This window comes from Hyphococcus luteus, assembly GCF_002943565.1.
Classification (GTDB): domain Bacteria; phylum Pseudomonadota; class Alphaproteobacteria; order Caulobacterales; family Parvularculaceae; genus Hyphococcus; species Hyphococcus luteus.
Genome location: NZ_PJCH01000005.1, coordinates 576,081 through 592,996, shown reverse-complemented (window position 1 = coordinate 592,996; position 16,916 = coordinate 576,081). Strand labels below are relative to the sequence as shown.

The 16,916-nt window shown below is 60.6% G+C and carries 16 protein-coding genes; 6 read left to right on the top strand and 10 right to left on the bottom strand.

Annotation, left to right across the window (positions count from 1 at the left end):
- Positions 1–24: 24 nt before the first annotated feature.
- The 4 genes from coaE to CW354_RS07810 are packed head-to-tail and all read right to left on the bottom strand — an operon-like array spanning position 25 to position 2,930.
- Entirely contained in the window at positions 25–627 is a 603-nt protein-coding gene (gene coaE / locus CW354_RS07825) for a dephospho-CoA kinase (RefSeq protein ID WP_104829451.1), read from the bottom strand.
- Positions 624–1,475, bottom strand: coding sequence for a shikimate dehydrogenase (locus CW354_RS07820; protein ID WP_104829450.1), 852 nt, complete (start codon positions 1,473–1,475; stop codon positions 624–626). Before CW354_RS07820 ends, coaE begins: the two co-directional genes overlap by 4 nt.
- Positions 1,475–2,077, bottom strand: coding sequence for a Maf family protein (locus CW354_RS07815; RefSeq protein ID WP_104829449.1), 603 nt, complete (start codon positions 2,075–2,077; stop codon positions 1,475–1,477). Before CW354_RS07815 ends, CW354_RS07820 begins: the two co-directional genes overlap by 1 nt.
- A 7-nt stretch (positions 2,078–2,084) precedes the next feature.
- The gene (locus tag CW354_RS07810) at positions 2,085–2,930 is read right to left on the bottom strand and encodes a pyruvate, water dikinase regulatory protein (protein ID WP_104830056.1); all 846 of its coding nucleotides are present in this window, start codon (positions 2,928–2,930) and stop codon (positions 2,085–2,087) included.
- A gap of 434 nt (positions 2,931–3,364) precedes the next feature.
- Here CW354_RS07810 and hemE point away from each other — a divergent pair, with 434 nt between their 5' ends.
- The 3 genes from hemE to CW354_RS07795 all read left to right on the top strand — a co-directional run bounded on the left by hemE (position 3,365) and on the right by CW354_RS07795 (position 5,445).
- Positions 3,365–4,399 (top strand): uroporphyrinogen decarboxylase, encoded by a 1,035-nt coding sequence (hemE, locus tag CW354_RS07805; RefSeq protein WP_104829448.1) that lies wholly within the window; start codon positions 3,365–3,367, stop codon positions 4,397–4,399.
- Positions 4,399–4,845 carry a protoporphyrinogen oxidase HemJ gene (hemJ, locus tag CW354_RS07800; protein WP_104829447.1) on the top strand — a complete coding sequence of 149 codons (447 nt, stop codon included), beginning with the start codon at positions 4,399–4,401 and terminating at the stop codon, positions 4,843–4,845. The genes hemE and hemJ overlap by 1 nt, the downstream gene beginning before the upstream one ends.
- An 87-nt stretch (positions 4,846–4,932) precedes the next feature.
- Positions 4,933–5,445 (top strand): hypothetical protein, encoded by a 513-nt coding sequence (locus CW354_RS07795; RefSeq protein WP_165793582.1) that lies wholly within the window; start codon positions 4,933–4,935, stop codon positions 5,443–5,445.
- Between the two features lie 15 nt (positions 5,446–5,460).
- Here the strand turns inward: CW354_RS07795 and CW354_RS07790 are convergent, their stop codons facing one another.
- A complete protein-coding gene (locus tag CW354_RS07790; RefSeq protein WP_104829445.1) occupies positions 5,461–5,991 on the bottom strand; it encodes a hypothetical protein in 531 nt (176 codons plus the stop codon).
- Between the two features lie 241 nt (positions 5,992–6,232).
- On the opposite strand from CW354_RS07790, the gene rho reads away from it, so the two are divergent.
- Both rho and CW354_RS23005 read left to right on the top strand, forming a co-directional pair.
- Positions 6,233–7,504 (top strand): transcription termination factor Rho, encoded by a 1,272-nt coding sequence (gene rho, locus CW354_RS07785; RefSeq protein WP_104829444.1) that lies wholly within the window; start codon positions 6,233–6,235, stop codon positions 7,502–7,504.
- Positions 7,505–7,612: 108 nt separating this feature from the next.
- Positions 7,613–8,275, top strand: coding sequence for a hypothetical protein (locus tag CW354_RS23005; RefSeq protein WP_133162217.1), 663 nt, complete (start codon positions 7,613–7,615; stop codon positions 8,273–8,275).
- Here the strand turns inward: CW354_RS23005 and ggt are convergent.
- The 3 genes from ggt to CW354_RS07765 form a co-directional block, all read right to left on the bottom strand.
- Positions 8,272–10,056, bottom strand: a complete 1,785-nt coding sequence (gene ggt / locus CW354_RS07775) for a gamma-glutamyltransferase (protein WP_207764718.1) — start codon at positions 10,054–10,056, stop codon at positions 8,272–8,274. The genes CW354_RS23005 and ggt overlap by 4 nt on opposite strands.
- 85 nt (positions 10,057–10,141) lie before the next feature.
- The gene (locus CW354_RS07770; RefSeq protein WP_104829442.1) at positions 10,142–10,822 is read right to left on the bottom strand and encodes a Fe2+-dependent dioxygenase; all 681 of its coding nucleotides are present in this window, start codon (positions 10,820–10,822) and stop codon (positions 10,142–10,144) included.
- A 68-nt stretch (positions 10,823–10,890) separates the two neighbouring features.
- Positions 10,891–13,107, bottom strand: a complete 2,217-nt coding sequence (locus CW354_RS07765; protein WP_104829441.1) for a TonB-dependent receptor — start codon at positions 13,105–13,107, stop codon at positions 10,891–10,893.
- A gap of 387 nt (positions 13,108–13,494) precedes the next feature.
- Here CW354_RS07765 and CW354_RS23650 point away from each other — a divergent pair, with 387 nt between their 5' ends.
- Positions 13,495–14,145 (top strand): hypothetical protein, encoded by a 651-nt coding sequence (locus CW354_RS23650; protein ID WP_207764717.1) that lies wholly within the window; start codon positions 13,495–13,497, stop codon positions 14,143–14,145.
- On the opposite strand, the gene CW354_RS07755 is transcribed toward CW354_RS23650, so the two are convergent.
- On the bottom strand, positions 14,142–16,406 hold the full coding sequence (locus tag CW354_RS07755; RefSeq protein ID WP_104829440.1) for a xanthine dehydrogenase family protein molybdopterin-binding subunit: 2,265 nt from the start codon (positions 16,404–16,406) through the stop codon (positions 14,142–14,144). The genes CW354_RS23650 and CW354_RS07755 overlap by 4 nt on opposite strands.
- Positions 16,403–16,885, bottom strand: a complete 483-nt coding sequence (locus tag CW354_RS07750) for a (2Fe-2S)-binding protein (RefSeq protein WP_104830054.1) — start codon at positions 16,883–16,885, stop codon at positions 16,403–16,405. The genes CW354_RS07755 and CW354_RS07750 overlap by 4 nt, the downstream gene beginning before the upstream one ends.
- Positions 16,886–16,916: the final 31 nt, after the last annotated feature.

The window sequence follows — 16,916 nt, the reverse complement described above, 5'->3', positions numbered from 1 at the left end:
CGCGCAGAGCCGCCGGATCAGGCTCTAGGCCTTTGTAAATTTCCGCAAAATGTCCGCATAGGCGGCGTCGACCTGGCCTCGCGTTTCATCGAGCGTGAGGCCGGTGTCAATGATGTAATCCGCCTTCTGACGCTTTTCCGCGTCCGGCATTTGCAGCTTTAAAATCGCTTCGAATTTTTCTTCCGACATGCCGGGCCGGGCGAGAACGCGATTTTTCTGCACGTCCGCCGGCGCGCTGACGACGATGGTCGCGTCGAAAAACTTTTCGCTTGCGTTTTCGAACAGCAACGGAATGTCGAGCACCGCCGCATCGGCGCCGGCTTTTTCCGCCGCGTTCAAAAACGCTTCGCGGTCCTCGCCCACAAGCGGGTGGACGATGGCTTCGAGTTTTTTGACGGCTTCCGCATCGCCGAGCACGCGTTTGGCGAGTTCCGCGCGATCGACGGCGCCGTCTTTGACCACCTCAGGAAACGCTTTTTCAATAAAGGGAACCGCGGCGCCGCCTTTTTCATAAAGCCGGTGCACCGCATCGTCGGCGTTCCAGGTCGCGGCCCCGAAATCGGCGAACATGTCGAGCACAGTGGACTTGCCCATGCCGATGGAGCCGGTCAGGCCGATGCGGATCATGCGCCGCCCCGTTTGTTGAGGTCCTCGACCAGAACCGCGCGCAACGCATCGTCGACGACCGCCTCGCCGCCGAACCATGTTTTAAAACCCGGAACAGCTTGATGCATCAGCATGGCGAGCCCGTCGACAGTTTTATGTCCGCTCGCTTTCGCGGCTTTCAACAACGGCGTTTCGAGCGGCGCATAGACGATGTCGGCGACGAGCGCGCCGGGTTTAAGATCTGCAAGATCGATTTCGAGCGGCGGTTGTCCGGCCATGCCGAGGCTGGTCGTGTTGACGAGAAGATCAATATTTTCAAGGACTTTGGTACGGTCTTCCCAGTCCGCGACGGAAAGGCCGAAGGTCTTCGCCAGCTCTTCGGATTTGGCGCGCGTGCGGTTGGCGACGGCGATGTCCGCGAAGCCGAGGCTTTGAAGCGCCAGCACGACCCCGCGCGCCGCGCCGCCGGCGCCGAGCACCAGCGCCGATTGTCCGGGGGCGGAGGATGTTGCGCGTACGGCCTCGGTGAAACCGGTAATGTCGGAATTGTCGGCGTAACTTTTTTCGCCAAAGGTCAGCATGTTAGCAGCCCCGGCGCGGCGCGCCGCATCGCTTGCTTCGCTGGTGTAACGCAGCGCGTGTTCTTTGTGCGGGATGGTGATATTAACGCCGGCAAACCCAAGCGTTTTCAGCGCATCCATAGCGACGGCGAAATCATCATAATCGGGCGCGACGGGGACCGGAATGTAATAGCCGTTGACGCCGGCGCGCTTCGCCCAGGTTCCATGAATGAGCGGCGACAGGGAATGACCCACCGGCCAGCCGACGACGCCCGCTAAAATTGGCGTGTTATTCTTTTTCTCGACCATCAGAAGAGAAGCGCCCCTTCACGGCGCAAAAGATCGAGCAGTGGAAACAGCGATAGGCCGAGCACGGCGTAATGGTCGCCCTCGATCCGTTCGAAAAGCCGCGCGCCCAGCTTTTCGATCTGATAGGCGCCGACGGAATGAAGAATCTCCGGGCCCGCGCCCTTGAGATAGGCGTCGATTTCACCCGCGCTTAATTTCCGCATGACCAGTTTCGGCCGGTCGAGATTGCGCCAGATAATCCGGCCGTCCCGGGCGACGGCGATCGCGTTAATCAGGGTGTGGGCGGCGCCTTGCGTTTCGAGAAGACGCGCGCGCGCTTCGTCCATGGAGGCCGGCTTGTCATAGGCGCGGCCCTTAAACTCCATGATCTGGTCGGAGCCGATGACGATGGCGTTCGTTTTCGCGGCGATATCGAGGCATTTCGCCTCCGCAAGGCGCATGGCGAGCGTTTCGAGATCGACGCCTTCGCGCCCGCCTTCGTCTTTGATGACGCCTTCGTCCACCTCGGGTTTCATCACTTCGAACGGGACGCCGGCGCCGGTAAGGATGTCCCGGCGGATGGCGCTGCCGGAGGCGAGAATAATGCGGGGGGCCGATGACATGACGTCTCTATTGGTTCTGGCGGGCGGAAAGCTTGGTGAGGATCGCTGCGGCGGTTTCCTCGACCGATTTGCGCGTAACGTCGATGGTCGGCCAGCGGTGCTTGGCGAAAAGCCGCTTGGCTTTCAGGACCTCTTGGCGGATGAGCTCGAGATCGGAATATTCCTCCGCCGCGCCTTCGGCGTTCATGCCGCCGATCCGGGACTGGCGGATCTGCGCCAGGCGTTCGGGGCTTGCCACCAGTCCGATGACCATCGGTTTTCGAAGATTGAAAAGCTCCGGCGGCGGGTCGGCCGTGGGAACCAGGGGCACATTCGCGGCTTTCACGCCGCGGTTCGCCAGATACATGCAGGTCGGCGTTTTCGACGTGCGGCTGACCCCGACCAGCACGACATCCGCAGGCTCGAGATCCCACACCATCTGCCCATCGTCGTGGGAAAGCGTGTAATCGAGCGCGGCGATGCGTTTGAAATAAGCGTCGTTAAGTTCGTGCTGGGCGCCGGGCCGCAGGGATTGTTCGAGGCCAAGATAATCGGTGAAAGCGTTGAGCAACGGGTCGAGGACCGAGATCGCCGGGGTTTGCAACTCGCTGCAGCGGATTTCAAGGAGCCGACGCAGATCCGGGTTGATCACCGTATAAAGAACCAGCCCCGGCGAAGCTTCGATCTCGGCGAGGGTTTTCTCCATCTGCGCTCTTGAGCGGATCAGCGCATAGATATGTTCCAGCGGTTTCGCCGCGGCGAATTGCGAGGCCGTGGCTTTCAGCATGGCGTTCAAGGTCTCGCCGGTGGAATCGGAAACGAGATGAACGTGAAAATAGGTGGCGAGCGGCGTCCGTCTCTTCGCGGTCCGCATCTCTTCCTCTTTATGCGCTTTAAGCTCGCTCATCCTGTGGAACTATAGGGGAAAGCCCGGGCGTTTGCCGACCCCGTTTTTCCTTCCCCGCAAAACCTCCGAGTCATACCAGTCCGGCGCCCAGCCCTACCTGAAAATCTTGCCTGGTCATACCTCCATCCCCGGAATGGCTCGGTCCATGGGAGGAATCCAGTTTTGAAGGAGGGGATGTGAAAATTTTTCATGTGGCTTGCGGCGTTTGGAGGGGTTTTCAACAAACCCGGGAAGCCTTATTCCCCCGGAAATATCTTGGGAAATTCCTGTGAGGGTTTTCTGCAAAGATGAAGGATAAATCGCCGCTTCGCTGTTTTCCCCGGCTTCCCGCCTGACTCTTCATATTAATCCTTTATTAAGAATCCTTTATAGAAGGTTAAGAAGGACCCTTTGTACGTCTCATGGCAGTCTCATCGAAATTCCTCAGGGTCTTTGAAGGAGAAACATTCTCCTCTCCGCCGATCTGGTTCATGCGTCAGGCGGGACGGTATCTTCCCGAATATAGAAAGCTTCGAGCGCAAGCGGGATCGTTCCTCGATCTTTGCTTCGATCCGGCGCTGGCGAGCGAAGTGACGTTGCAGCCAGTGCGCCGCTTCGATCTCGATGCGGCGATCCTCTTCGCCGACATTCTCCTGATCCCGCATGCGCTGGGACAGAAGTTGAGTTTCGTCGAAAATGAAGGGCCGAAGCTCGATCCCCCCGTAAGCCTTGAAGAGGTTAAGCGCTTTCGGGACCGTGACGTTCTCGAACCCTTGGCGCCGGTATTCGAGACGGTTTCGAAAACCAAGGCGGCGCTTTCAAAGGACAAGGCGCTGATCGGGTTCGCCGGCGCGCCCTGGACCGTCGCCACTTACATGATGGCCGGCGGGCCCATGAAGGATCCGGGCGTGTTGCGCCAACGCTTTTACGAGGAGCCGGAGTTCGTGACCGGGCTCATCGACGTCCTTGCGGATAAAACCATCGATTATCTGATCGCGCAGATCGACGCCGGCGCGGATGCGGTGCAGCTTTTCGACACCTGGGCGGGCGGTCTGCCTTGGCCGGTGCTCGATGCGGTCTCGGTCAGACCGCTCGACAGGATTTCCCGCGCGGTGAAAAAAGCGCGGCCGGATACGCCGGTGATCCTTTTCCCCAAAGGCGTCGGCGAGAAGGCGACGGAATATGCGCTTTTACAGGGCTGCGACGGGTATGGCGTCGATTACGCCATGGATCCGGGCTGGGCGCGCGGCAATCTCGGTGAGCGCGTCGTGGTTCAGGGCGGTCTCGATCCGCTGCTGGTCATACCGGGCGGCAAGCCTATGGAGGAAGCCGCAGATGTTTATCTGAAGCTCTTCCATGACGTTCCCTATATCTTCAATCTGGGCCATGGGTTCACGCCCCAGACGCCGCCGGAACATGTGGCGGCGCTGGTCGACTTCGTGCGAAGGAACGGCTGATGGCCGAATTTCTCTCCGGGATTTATCTGTGGATTAAATCCGCGCATCTGATCTTCGTGATCGCCTGGATGGCGGGCATGATGTATCTGCCGCGTCTCTTCGTTTACCAGCACCAGTCGGAAAAGGGCGGCGAGGCGGAGCGCTATTTCATCCAGATGCAGCGCCGGCTCCTTAAAGGCATCATCAACCCGTCTATGATCTTCGTCTGGGTGCTCGGCATTTTGATGCTGATCGCTAATCCGGCGATCCTGAGCCAGGGCTGGTTCCATGTGAAACTCGCGCTGGTGGTGGCGATTTCGGCGATCCATGGCTATTACGCTTCGTCGCGCCGGAAATTCGAAAAGGGCGAGCGCCCGCGCACCGAAAAATTCTGGCGCATGATGAACGAGGCTCCCTTCCTCGCCATGATCGTCATCGTGATCATGGTGATCGTGAAACCCTTCTGATAGGACGGCCCAGGACCGCCGATCTGATTTGTAACTCGCTTGACCGAAAGGTCGTTGCGAGGCCGGAAGGAGCCTTCTAACGTTCCCTTGAAAAAAGGAGGGAGCGCGATGAAGGTTTTTCTAGCCGCTTGGGGAGCTTTATCGGTTATCGCGACACAGGCTATGGCCGGTGAGGATTCTCTTCGGCCTGAGGTGATCGAATGGGGCGCCAGCGCCGCGGATATCGAAAAGTCGCTTGAAGGCAAATGCGCCAACGGCTTTGTTAACCGGCCGATAGACCCGCCTTTTTTACAGAATGTCGAGGACAAGCAGGTTCAGATTGACTGCGACGGCCTTGATTTTCTTGGCGCGCCGCGCTGGACCGAATTTGTGATCGGCGATGATCGGCTGCAAATGGTCTGGGTGATGGTGGACGCCGAGGACCGGGACACGGTTCTAAAGGCGCTGCAAAACGCGTATGGCGAGCCCTCCCATCAGACTGATATGTTCACTGCCTTTGTTGATCATCGCGCTGCATGGCGTGAGGAACCGCCGGAGGTTCTGTTTTACAGCGGCGAACTCGATGCGGGAATGCGGAGCTGGTTTGACAATCCGAATTAGTGCGGCGACCGCGATCTAATCCACGCGCTGATAGGCGCGCCAGGAGTCGTTGATCTTGCAGAAGGCGGCGTAAGGGGGCTCTCTCTGGCCGCTCTCGAGCCATTCAATGGCGCGCTCATCGCACGTCTCGAACATCCGCACATTCGGGCTTGTGTCTGAAAAGGCCATAGGCTCGCTGAAATAGATCACGCTTATCGTACGCCAGTCATCGCCGTCGCTGTAGCGGTTCAAAACGACGTCGAGCTCGTCGCCATGGCCGTCGCCGATCGGGAAAAAGTCGACATACTCGACAGGAATGTTTTTCCTCAAGGCCTTGATGAATTGCCTGGTCTGGGGTGTTTCCTCCGCCGGGTCCCGGCGCGGGATGCGGGTGAAGTCCTCATAGGGGCCGGGATAGGCGCCGCGGATCGACTCGAACACCGTTTCGTGGGCGGCGTAGATTTCAGCCGCGTCGAGAAGGGTGCGCGTTTCCGGCTCTCTATCGCAGGCGGCGGCGATGAGGAGCGGGCAAATCCCGGCGAGAATGCGAAGCGTGGCGGCGGGCATGAAAAGCCTCCCTGATGGGGAAAGGATAGGCCGAAAGCGTAAAAACCCGCTGAACGCCGGAACAGCGCGGCGCAAGAACCCATTGACGAATAGGCCTTTCAGCCTATATCTAGGCCAACTTTCCTTTTGAGCGCCGCCCGGCCCATGGTCGGCCCCCGCGCGCGCCGTATTTCCATTGCCGGCTTCTTCCCCTGTCCCGCCTGTCCGGCGCGGGAAAATCCCTGTGATTTAGAGGCTTTTCATGTTGCCCGAAACCATCACGCTCGAAGAGCTGAAAGAAAGAACCCCGGCGGACCTTTTGTCTTTCGCCGAAGAGCTCGAGGTCGAAAACGCCTCGACCATGCGCAAGCAGGACATGCTGTTCGCGATCCTCAAAGAGCTTGCCGATCATGATGTGGAAATCCACGGCGGCGGGGTTCTCGAAGTGCTCCCCGACGGGTTCGGGTTTTTGCGCTCGCCGGACGCCAATTATCTCGCCGGGCCCGACGACATCTATGTCTCGCCGAACCAGATCCGCCGCTTTGCGCTTCGCACCGGCGATACGGTGAAAGGCGAGATCCGCAGCCCGAAAGAGGGCGAACGCTATTTCGCGCTGCTCAAGGTTCACACCATCAATTTCGAAGAACCGGAAAAAACCCGTCACAAGGTCCATTTCGACAATCTGACGCCGCTCTATCCTGACGAACGGCTGAAGATGGAAATCGACGATGAAAAGACCAAAGACCTCACCGCGCGCGTCATCGATCTCGTGGCGCCGCTCGGCAAGGGCCAGCGCGGGCTGATCACCGCGCCGCCGCGCACGGGTAAGACCGTCATCCTTCAGAACATCGCCCATTCTATCGCGGTCAATCACCCGGAAGCTTATCTGATCGTACTCCTGATCGACGAGCGCCCGGAAGAAGTCACGGACATGCAGCGCTCGGTGAAGGGCGAGGTCGTCTCTTCGACCTTCGACGAACCGGCGACGCGCCACGTGGCGGTGGCCGAGATGGTCATCGAAAAAGCCAAGCGCCTCGTGGAGCACGGCCGCGACGTCGTCATTCTCCTCGACTCCATCACCCGTCTCGGCCGCGCCTACAACACCGTGGTGCCGTCTTCGGGCAAGGTCCTGACCGGCGGCGTCGACGCCAACGCCCTGCAGCGCCCGAAACGTTTCTTCGGCGCGGCGCGGAACATCGAGGAAGGCGGCTCGCTCACCATCATCGCGACGGCGCTTATCGAGACCGGCTCGAAAATGGACGAGGTGATCTTCGAGGAATTCAAAGGCACCGGCAACTCGGAGCTGATCCTCGACCGCAAGGTCGCCGACAAGCGCGTTTATCCGGCGATCGACATCGCCAAGTCCGGCACGCGGAAAGAGGACCTCATCACGGACAAGGGCGCGATGCAGAAGATTTTCGTCCTGCGCCGGATCCTCGCGCCCATGGGCACGTCCGACGCCATCGAGTTCCTCATCGACAAATTAAAGCAGACGAAGACCAATCAGGATTTCTTCGAGTCGATGAATACGTAAGGCATGGTTTCTGACAATCTCCAGCGCCCTTTGGATCCAGTATTGTTTTGAACTTTGGGTGCACGGGGGTTATGGTGACTTGCGATTGCACAGAAGGAGCCTCGGGGGGTGCGTCTTTTTGCATTTAAGCGTTACAGCGTCTCAACTAAGGTTTTTGCGCTAAGCTTGCTTGCCGGAGCAGCGCTCATTTCTGGCGGCTGCGATGGCAATCTAGGCGATCTTAACAAGCCCGCGATGAATGAAGGGCCGTGGCCGCCGCCTGCGCCGATGGTGCCGCCTTCCAAGTTCTCGCCGCAGCAACTGAGATTCACACAAATATCGCTCGTAACGGAAGACGGCAGAACATTTCCATTGCCGTCAATGTTTAAATCAGAAAGCGATGGATGGGTCGAAGTCTATGCGGATTCATCCAAGCAGCCTGACGAATATGGTCAACATGCAGGTTCCGCCATGACGGTTAAAGGCCAGGATTTCGAGATTGACGGAAACATTTTTCTCTTTCCGGTCCGTCAGGATAAATTTCTAGATACTGAATTTATCGTCGTCGCCTATAATGATGAAAAGACATCAATTCGGGTGCGCCCCGATACAGACGACCGGTTTGCTTTTCTGGAAGTCATGACAGAAATTGATGGAAGACGGGAACGTGCGCTGGATTTTTCCTCAATGATGCCGGGTGCGCGCGCGCATGTTGGCGACGCCATTTATGAATTGCACAAAGACGGCTGGTACCTTGGCGAGACAAAGATAAGCGCGACGAACTCCCGTTAATATCCCGCCACGGTTCCGTCCTTGCGCATTTCCGTGGCGCCGGAATAAACGCCGGTTTTAGAATCGCGCTGGATCGCCTCATAGCCGCCGAAGACGATTCCGTCATCGACGATCTTGACCTTGTGGCCCATGGCTTTCAGTTTCGCGACGGTCTCGGACGGCACGCCCGGTTCGAGATCGAGCTCGCCGACGGGATCGCCGTGAAGCCCTGTGGGGCTGCGCCCGCCTGAATGATGGAAACGCGCGGCGTCGCCCGCCTCCTGCACGTTCATACCGTAATCGATCATGTTGACCAGCACCTGCACATGGCCCTGGGGCTGCATGCCGCCGCCCATGAGACCGAAGGACATGAAGGGCGCGCCGTCCTTCATGACGAAAGCCGGAATGATGGTGTGAAACGGGCGCTTGCCCGGCGCATAGGCGTTCGGATGATCCGGATCGAGGGAGAAGAGCTCGCCGCGGTCCTGCAGCATGAAGCCGAGCCCGTCGGGGGAAAGCCCCGAGCCCATCCCGCGATAGTTCGACTGGATCAGCGAGACCATCATGCCGTCCTTGTCGGCGACAGTGAAATAGGTGGTGTCGCCTTCGCCGTCGATGGTCGACGGCGGGGTTCCCGGCGCCGGGTCGGTCATGGCTTTTTCAGGATCGATCAGCGCGAACCGTTCCGCGCCGTAGTCTTCGGAGAGCAGCCAGTCGAGGGGAATCTCGGCGAAGTCGGGATCGGCGTAGAATTTCGCAAGATCTTCAAAAGCGAGGCGCTTGGCCTCCACCATGTAATGGAAAACTTCCGCCGAAGCGCGCGGCCATTGCGTCAGATCGACATTTTTCAGGATGTTGAGCATTTGCAGCGCCGCGAACCCTTGCCCGTTCGGCGGCAATTCGCACACGTCATATCCCCTGTAATCGACGCAGCCAGGCTCCACCCAGTTCGCTTCATGCGCGGCGAAATCCTCATAGCGAAGATCGCCGCCAATCCGCTTCATATAGGCGTCGATGGTCTCGGCGACTTCCCCCTCGTAAAAGGCTTTCCGGCCTTTTTTGGCGAGCAGTTTATAGGTGTTTGCCAGAGCCGGGTTTTTGAAAACTTCGCCGGCTTGAGGCGCGCCGTCGGCGAACCAGATCGCGCGGGCGTTGTCGAACTCGTCGATCATCTCCTCATACTCTTCGAAGCGCGCGAGATTCATCCGGAGATATTCGGCGATCACTGGCGAAACGGGGAAACCGTTTTCCGCGTAATCGATGGCCGGCGCCAGGATTGTCCGCATGGGAAGCTTTCCGAATTTCTGATGCAGCGCGAACCAGCCGCTCGCCGTTCCGGGCACGGAGACCGGCAGATGGCCGAAGGGCGGAATGCCTTCGCCCTCGCCCATGATCGCAGCGGATTTCATTTTCGTTTCTTCAAGCGTGCGGCCCATGGGCGCGCGGCCCGAGGCGTTGAGGCCGTGCAGTTTTCCGGTTTTCGGGTCCCAGACAATGGCGAAAAGATCGCCGCCGAGCCCGCAGCCCGTCGGCTCCATCAGCCCGAGCGCGGCGTTCACCGCGATGGCGGCGTCCGCCGCGCTGCCGCCTTGTTTCAGGATGTCGATGGCGATCTGGCTCGCCAGCGGCTGTGCGGTCGCCGCCATGCCGTGCTGGGCATAGACGGGGCTGCGCGACCAGTCGGCGCCCACCGGGCGCCCGCCCGCCCCCAGCGACGGGTCTTCAGCCTGAACGGCGCCGAAAGGCGCCAGGGCGAGCGCAATGGCGAAGAAAAGTCCGGCGTTTCGTTTCACAGCATTCATGAGAGCCTCCCGTCCGTGACATTCACGCGGGAGGGTCGCATGCGCCATGGCCTGGAACAAGCTTGGCGGTCGGGAATGGCGGGCTTTAAACCTGCGACCAGCGCCGGATGAGATTGTGATAAACGCCCGTGAGGCGCACGATCTCCGGGCTTTCGGGCTGGCTGCGATAGAGCGACTGGATCGATTGATCCAGCTCGAACAACAAGGTGCGCTCGCCGTCGTCGCGCACCATGCTTTGCGACCAGAAAAACGACGCGATGCGCGCGCCGCGCGTCACCGGCGCCACGCGGTGAAGGCTCGACGACGGATAAACGACCATGTGCCCCGCGGGCAGTTTCACCGAATGCGCGCCATAGGTGTCGTCTATAATCAGTTCGCCGCCGTCATATTCGTCGGGCTCGCAAAGGAACAGCGTCGTCGAGACATCGGTGCGGATGCGTTGGTCGGACCCCGGCAGCGGACGGATGGCGTTGTCCACATGATTGCCGAAATTCTGGCCGCCGGAATAACGGTTGAACAAGGGCGGGTAGACCCTGTGCGGCAATGCGGCGGAGATGAAAGTCGGGTTCGCCTGCAGCGCGTCGAGCACCATCTCGCCGGCCTGTTTTCCCTCCGGCGATCCGGGCGCAAGCTGGTCGTTGCGCTTGGCGCGCGCGGCCTGGGCGCCCGAGGTGACATTGCCGTCGACCCATTCGGCCGCGTCGAGAAGCGCGCGGATTTTTGCGAGCTGGCCGGCGCTCAAGACATCGGGAATTTTGACGAGCATGGGTGAAATCCAAAGGAAAGCGGCTTTCCGCCCATGAGAGCAGAAAGCCGCAAGACTAGCAGGGAGGGCTAGAAATTGAAACGCACTGTGCCGGTGATCGAGCGGCCCGGCGCGACGGTCGCCATGTGCGTGACGTAAACGCGCTCGTAATAGCGTTTATCCGTCAGGTTCTGGACATTGAGCTGAAGCGCGATGTTATCGGTCAGGACATAAGTCGCCGCCGCATCGAGGCGCACATAGCCGTCGACGCGTTTGGTGTTGCCGGTGTCGCCGAAGCGTTCGGAAGCGTAATTGACGCCGCCGCCGAGAGAGAGCCGGTCAACCGGTTTATAGGTCGTCCACATGCTGAAACTGTGTTCGGGCGTGTTCGGCAGTTTGTTGCCGACCGTATCGGTGTTGACCGGACCGGCGTCGATGATCTCGCTGTCGAGATAGCTGTAGCCGCCGAAGATGCTCCAGTTGGGAAGGATATGGCCGGCCGCGCTCAGCTCAAAGCCTTGCACCCGCGTCTCGCCGATCGCTTCCTGCGGGGCGCCGCGCCCGGCGGCGGTCGCCACATGATCGTCGACGATTTCGGTGCGGAAAAGCGCGGCGTTCAGCGCCAGCCGCTCGCCGAAAAGCTCCACCTTGGCGCCGAGTTCGTAGTTGCGGCCCTTTTCCGGTTCGAGATCTTCGTTGCGCGTGTTGATGTTCTCGCCGCCGTCCCCGGCGGTGACGCCCGACGGGCTCGTGGATGTTCCGTAGGAGGCGTAAAGGCTCGAATTTTCGGTCGGCTTGTAAACGACGCCGGCCTGATAGGTCAGGAAGTCGTCCTTGTTGGAGAGGCCGGAAGAGGTCTCGGTGTCGAACTTGTCCCAGCGCAGGCCGAAATTGATGAGAAGCTTCTGCGTCACCGTGACAGTGTCGAAAATATAGGCGCCGAGCGTGTCGACTTCGGTGGTCGTCGGTTCGCGTAAGGAAATTGCGCCTGTCCAGGGATCGTAAGGGTCGGGGTTGTAAAGACCGGTGCAATTATAGCCGCTCGGCGCGCCCGCGCCCACGAGATCGCAGCCGCCGCGCGGGATCGGGTCGCCATTCGCGTCAACCTGCTCCACCTCGTAAGTGGCGCGCACGGTTTCTTCGTTTGCAATCTCGAAGCCGCTTGCGATGGAGTGTTCCAGACCGCCGGTTTTAAAGCGCGCCGTCAGGTCGGTCTGGCTGACGATGGTTTCGTTGTTCGAGTTGTTGCTTTTCACATTGCGCACGACGAGGCCGTTGACGACATTGCCCTGGCTGTCGTCCGGGTTCGAGGCGATGTAGTCCGTCGACGATTCCGCATAGCGGGTGATGTTCCGTATGGTGACGTTGTCGTTCAAGTCATGAGAGATCGTCAAAAGGCCGGCGTCAAGTTCGGTCCGGTTGAAGTCGCGCGCCACAAGCCCGTAGAAATTATCGGGATCGATGTCGGCGATGGGCTCGCCCGTGACGGGATCGAGGGGGTGGCCGTAATCGATCAGCCCGTCGCCTTCGTAATGCTCATAGCTCGCCGTGACCCGCGTCGGACCGTTAAAGCCCCATGTGACGGAAGGCGCGATCCCCCAGCGGTCGTCAAAAACGGCGTCGCGGCCGGGAACTTCGGAATTCTGCCACATGGCGTTGAGGCGCAGCGCGAAATTCTCCGTTGCGGCGACATTGAGGTCGATTTCGCCGCGCTTTTGCTTGGCGTTGCCGGCGCGCACGAGACCGCTGACGCCGGTTTCGTCCTTGGCTTTCTTGGTGACCAGATTAATCGAACCGCCCGGCGCGCCGCGGCCGGCGAACGCGCCGTTAGGGCCCTTGGCGACTTCGATCTGTTCGAGATTATAGACGTCGCGGGACTGGGCGCTGGAATCGCGCAACCCGTCGACGAGGAGGCCGGAGGTCGACTCGCTGCCGCGGATAAAAGGCCGGTCGGCGAAAGGCTGGCCGCCTTCGCCCATGGCCATGGTGATGCCCGGCACGGTGCGCAGCGCGTCAGTGAGCGACGTGGCAGCAAGGTCGCGCATGATGTCCTCGCCGATAACGGAAATGGCGCGCGGGGTGTCGACAAGATCGGCCGTGTATTTCGGGGAGTCGGTTTCGAGCTTGTAGGATCCGTTCTTGCCCTCGACGAAAATCTCGTCGCTGACATTGGCATAAGCGAGCGCGGTTTCCTGCGCCTGGGCCGGCTGCTGGGCCGCCCCGGCCGCGGCGAACAGCGCCATTGCGGTGCCGTAAAACGCCGCATTCTTGCCGTGCGCGCTCTGTTGCTCACTATCGTCTTTCATCGCCCAAATCCCCGTTCCTGATTACTGCAAATGCGAACAATTCGCAGTTTTTGGAGGCGGGGTCGGCCAGAGTCAATGGCAAATGAGAATTATTCGCAATTCATTTCCTGATCCCATGCCGAGAAAAACTGAATGACTCCATGCCGTTGAGGCGAAGCTGGTTTGCGAGCCAAGCGCGCGGCGGGTCGCCAGCGCATATGGATGTTCGGGCGCAAGGGAGGCCGGACAAGGCGAGCGCGGGATATGCGGGTTCATGACAGCAAGGCCGCATGCGCCGGACATTGCCGGTGCAATACACAAGCGGCTGAAATATCAGTGCAATAATTTTCTATCTTTTTTCTAGCCTTCAGTTAGTCTCTTCAAGTGGAGAGGGAAAAAAGGGGTCCCATGCAAAAAATAATCTTGATCGCAGCCGCCGCGCTGTGTGCGTCGGGTTGCGCAACCGTGATCCGCGGCACGAAGGACAACGCAAAATTTGAAAGCACGCCTGACGGCGCGACCGTCACGGTCGAGTCCATCAGCGCCGACAAGCTTGGGCCGTTTGACTGCGTCACGCCATGCGAGCTTGAACTGAAAAGAAAGCGCGAATGGAATGCTGAGTTTGCGCTGGATGGCTATAAGCCGGTAACCGGCGTGCTGCAGCCCAGGGTGACCGGCGGTGGGGTCGCCTCCGGCGCCGGCAATGTTCTCGCCGGCGGGCTTATCGGCATCGGCGTGGACGCCGGCACGGGCGCCAATCTCGATCTTCGCCCCAACCCGCTGATCGCAGAACTGGAGCCGCTCGAGTCCGACAAGGAGTCACGGATCGTCCTCAGCGAAGAAGATAAAAAACGCGCGGAAAAAGAAGCCGAAGAAGCGGACAAGAAAGCTGGCGATTTCATTGTGATCGATGAAGGTGCGAATGACGACGAAAGCGCGGCCGAAGCGGACGCCATGGAAGAAACGTCCGGCGAAGCAATGGAAGACGAAGACGCCGTTTCTCAGGAGCCCATGGAAACCGACATGGACGACGCCGGGGAAGAGAGCGCCGGCGACTAGGCTTTCAACTGATCGGCGATGGGAAGCGCGCGGATGCGCTTGCCCGTCGCCTGGAAGATCGCTTCGGCCAGGGCCGGGGCCAGCGGCGGCAGGCCCATTTCGCCCATGCCGGACGGCGCATCGCCATTGTCGATGATGTGGGTTTCGACGACCGGCGGCGCGTCGGCCATGCGCATCAGCCGATAGCTGTCGAAATTCTCGTTGGTGACGCGTCCGCCCTCGACATTGATCGCTAGGCGCAGCGCCGTCGACAGCCCGTCATTGACGCCGGATTCAAGCTGGGCGGCGACGCCGTTGGGGTTCACCACCGTGCCGATATCGACCGCTGCGACGACGCGCGGGACGCGCAAATTTCCATTCTCGTCGACGTCCACATCAACGACCTCGGCCACATAACCGCCGAAGGTGAAATGGCCGGAAATCCCGCGGCCCCGGCCCGGGCCCATGGCTTCTCCATAGCCGCCCTTTTCCGCCGCGAGTTTTAAAACCGCGGCGAGACGGCCCGGATTGAAGACCGGCCCGCCATGGCCGTCATAGGGAAGTTCGCGCGGCGCGCCGAGAAGCCGCAAGCGCAAATCGAGCGGGTTTTCGCCGCGGCTCTCGGCGATTTCATCGAGGAAGCTCTGCACCACGAAAGCATTTGCCGTATGCGCCGGCGCCCGCCAGGAGCCGCGCGGCGCGCCCGACTTCGCGGAGAAATATTCAAGCCGGTAATTCTCGACGAGATGGGCCGGAAAATCGTCCGGATAGAGTTCGGCCTGCCAATAATCCGTCTCCGGAAGATTGGGACGACGGTAATATTTCGACGCGCTCGCAAGGCGGTGGGTCCAGGCGACGAGATTGCCGTCGGCGTCGAAGGCCGCTTTCAGATGATGCATGCCCGCCGGGCGATAGAAGTCATGCTGGAGATCGTCGTCGCGGGTCCAGAAGAGCTTCACCGGCTTCGCGACAGCCTGGCTGACGAGCGCGGCCTCAGCCACATAATCGTTGGAGAGCCGCCGCCCGAAGCCGCCGCCGAGCCGCGTCGGCTGGACCTTGATGTTGAGCCGGTCCTCGCGGCCTAAAACATTGGCGACGATGCGGTTGGCGCCGCCGGGCATTTGCGTGGGCGCAATGATGTCGACGCCGTCCTCGCGCACATGCGCCAGACAGTTTTGCGGCTCCAGCGGGGAATGGCTGACATAGGGCTCCCAATAGCGCGCCTCGTGAACCGAGGCGGCGTTCGCCATGGCGGCGTCGAAATCGCCGTCGTCGCGCACGATCTGCCCTTCGCCTTCAAGCAACTCGGAACAATGGGCCCTGAAGCTGTCGGACGATTCATCCGCATAAGGACCATGATCCCATTCGATCTTCAAGGCGCGCCGGCCTTTCATCGCCGCCCAGAGATTTTCAGCGACGACGGCGTAGCCTTCGGCCTGAACGTCGTAAGGCCCGTCAAGCGCCGGGCGGCGCACTTTCACGACATCGATGACGCCGGGAACGGCGCGCGCGGCGCTGTCGTCGACGGAGATCGCGGTCCCGTCGAAATAGGGGCAGCGCGCCATCACCGCATGGACCATGCCGCGCATTTGCGCGTCGATGCCGTAGACCGCCTTGCCGGTGACGATGGCGCGGGCGTTCTTCATCTTCTGCGCCGTGCCGATCAGCGTGAAGTCTTTCGCCCCTTTCAGCGCCGGCGGGTCCTGTGGCGGGGTGATGTTTGCGGCCGCTTCGGCGAGCTCGCCATAGCGCGCGCTTTGTCCGGACGCCGCATGGCTGACGACGCCTTTCTTCGCGGCAAGCTCTGCAACGGGAACGCTCCAGCGTTCGGCCGCGGCGGCGAGGAGAAGATGGCGCGCGAGCGCGCCGGCCTGGCGCAGGGCCTCCCAATGGCCGACGATGGAATAGCTGCCGCCCGAGCCCTGGCCCACATATTTCCAGGCGAAGCCTTCGCCGTCTTCCGCAACCTTCAGTTCAAGCGGCATCTGCACGGTTTCGACCTTGTCGAAATCGGCTTCGAGCTCTTCGGCGACGAGCATGGGGAGCGAGGTGTCGACGCCCTGACCCATTTCCGGATTGGGAAAAGCGATGACGACGCTGTCGTCGGGATTGATGATTACGAAAGGCCCGACGGTTCCTTTAAACGGTCCGGTTTCGCTTTCTGTTTCTTCTGTGGATGACGGCCGCGCGCAGGAGGCGAGCGGCGCGGCGACGACGAGGGCGCCGCCGGCGGCGGCGTAGCGCAAAAGATCCCGGCGGGTGGCGGTGAGCGGAGCGTTCATGAGGCGCGCTCCTCTTTCAGGGCCGCAGCGGCGCGATGCACGGCTTTTCTCAACCGGTAATAGGTGCCGCAACGGCAGATATTGGTGAGATTGGCGTCGATGTCTTCATCTGTCGGCTCGGGGATGCGCGAGAGAAGGTCGATCACCGCCATGATCTGGCCGGTCTGGCAGTAGCCGCATTGGGCGACGTCTTCGTCGAGCCAGACTTGCTGCACGGGATGCAGGGTCTCGCCCCCATCCTTGCTTTTGCTCACCGCTTCGATGGTGGTGATCTCCGCGCCGTCAAGCGAGGCCATGGGCGCAACGCAGGAGCGCATGGCCGACCCGTTCACATGCACCGTGCAGGCGCCGCAGAGCGCCGCGCCGCAGCCGAATTTGGCGCCTTTAAGGTCAAGCGAGTCGCGCAGATACCACAAAAGCGGCATATCCGGATCGCCGTCATAGCGCCGTCTCTCGCCGTTCACTGTAAGACCGATCATGTCTCGCCCCTTTTCGTGCTGTTGCGGAGAA

Coding starts and splice junctions, on each gene's coding strand:
- coaE (WP_104829451.1), bottom strand. CDS start 627: ATGATCCGCATCGGCCTGACCGGCTCCATCGGCATGGGCAAGTCCACT.
- CW354_RS07790 (WP_104829445.1), bottom strand. CDS start 5,991: ATGCCCGCCGCCACGCTTCGCATTCTCGCCGGGATTTGCCCGCTCCTC.
- ggt (WP_207764718.1), bottom strand. CDS start 10,056: ATGAATGCTGTGAAACGAAACGCCGGACTTTTCTTCGCCATTGCGCTC.
- hemJ (WP_104829447.1), top strand. CDS start 4,399: ATGGCCGAATTTCTCTCCGGGATTTATCTGTGGATTAAATCCGCGCAT.
- hemE (WP_104829448.1), top strand. CDS start 3,365: ATGGCAGTCTCATCGAAATTCCTCAGGGTCTTTGAAGGAGAAACATTC.
- CW354_RS07820 (WP_104829450.1), bottom strand. CDS start 1,475: ATGGTCGAGAAAAAGAATAACACGCCAATTTTAGCGGGCGTCGTCGGC.
- CW354_RS07755 (WP_104829440.1), bottom strand. CDS start 16,406: ATGAACGCTCCGCTCACCGCCACCCGCCGGGATCTTTTGCGCTACGCC.
- CW354_RS07765 (WP_104829441.1), bottom strand. CDS start 13,107: ATGAAAGACGATAGTGAGCAACAGAGCGCGCACGGCAAGAATGCGGCG.
- CW354_RS23650 (WP_207764717.1), top strand. CDS start 13,495: ATGCAAAAAATAATCTTGATCGCAGCCGCCGCGCTGTGTGCGTCGGGT.
- CW354_RS07810 (WP_104830056.1), bottom strand. CDS start 2,930: ATGCGGACCGCGAAGAGACGGACGCCGCTCGCCACCTATTTTCACGTT.
- CW354_RS07770 (WP_104829442.1), bottom strand. CDS start 10,822: ATGCTCGTCAAAATTCCCGATGTCTTGAGCGCCGGCCAGCTCGCAAAA.
- rho (WP_104829444.1), top strand. CDS start 6,233: ATGTTGCCCGAAACCATCACGCTCGAAGAGCTGAAAGAAAGAACCCCG.
- CW354_RS07750 (WP_104830054.1), bottom strand. CDS start 16,885: ATGATCGGTCTTACAGTGAACGGCGAGAGACGGCGCTATGACGGCGAT.
- CW354_RS07815 (WP_104829449.1), bottom strand. CDS start 2,077: ATGTCATCGGCCCCCCGCATTATTCTCGCCTCCGGCAGCGCCATCCGC.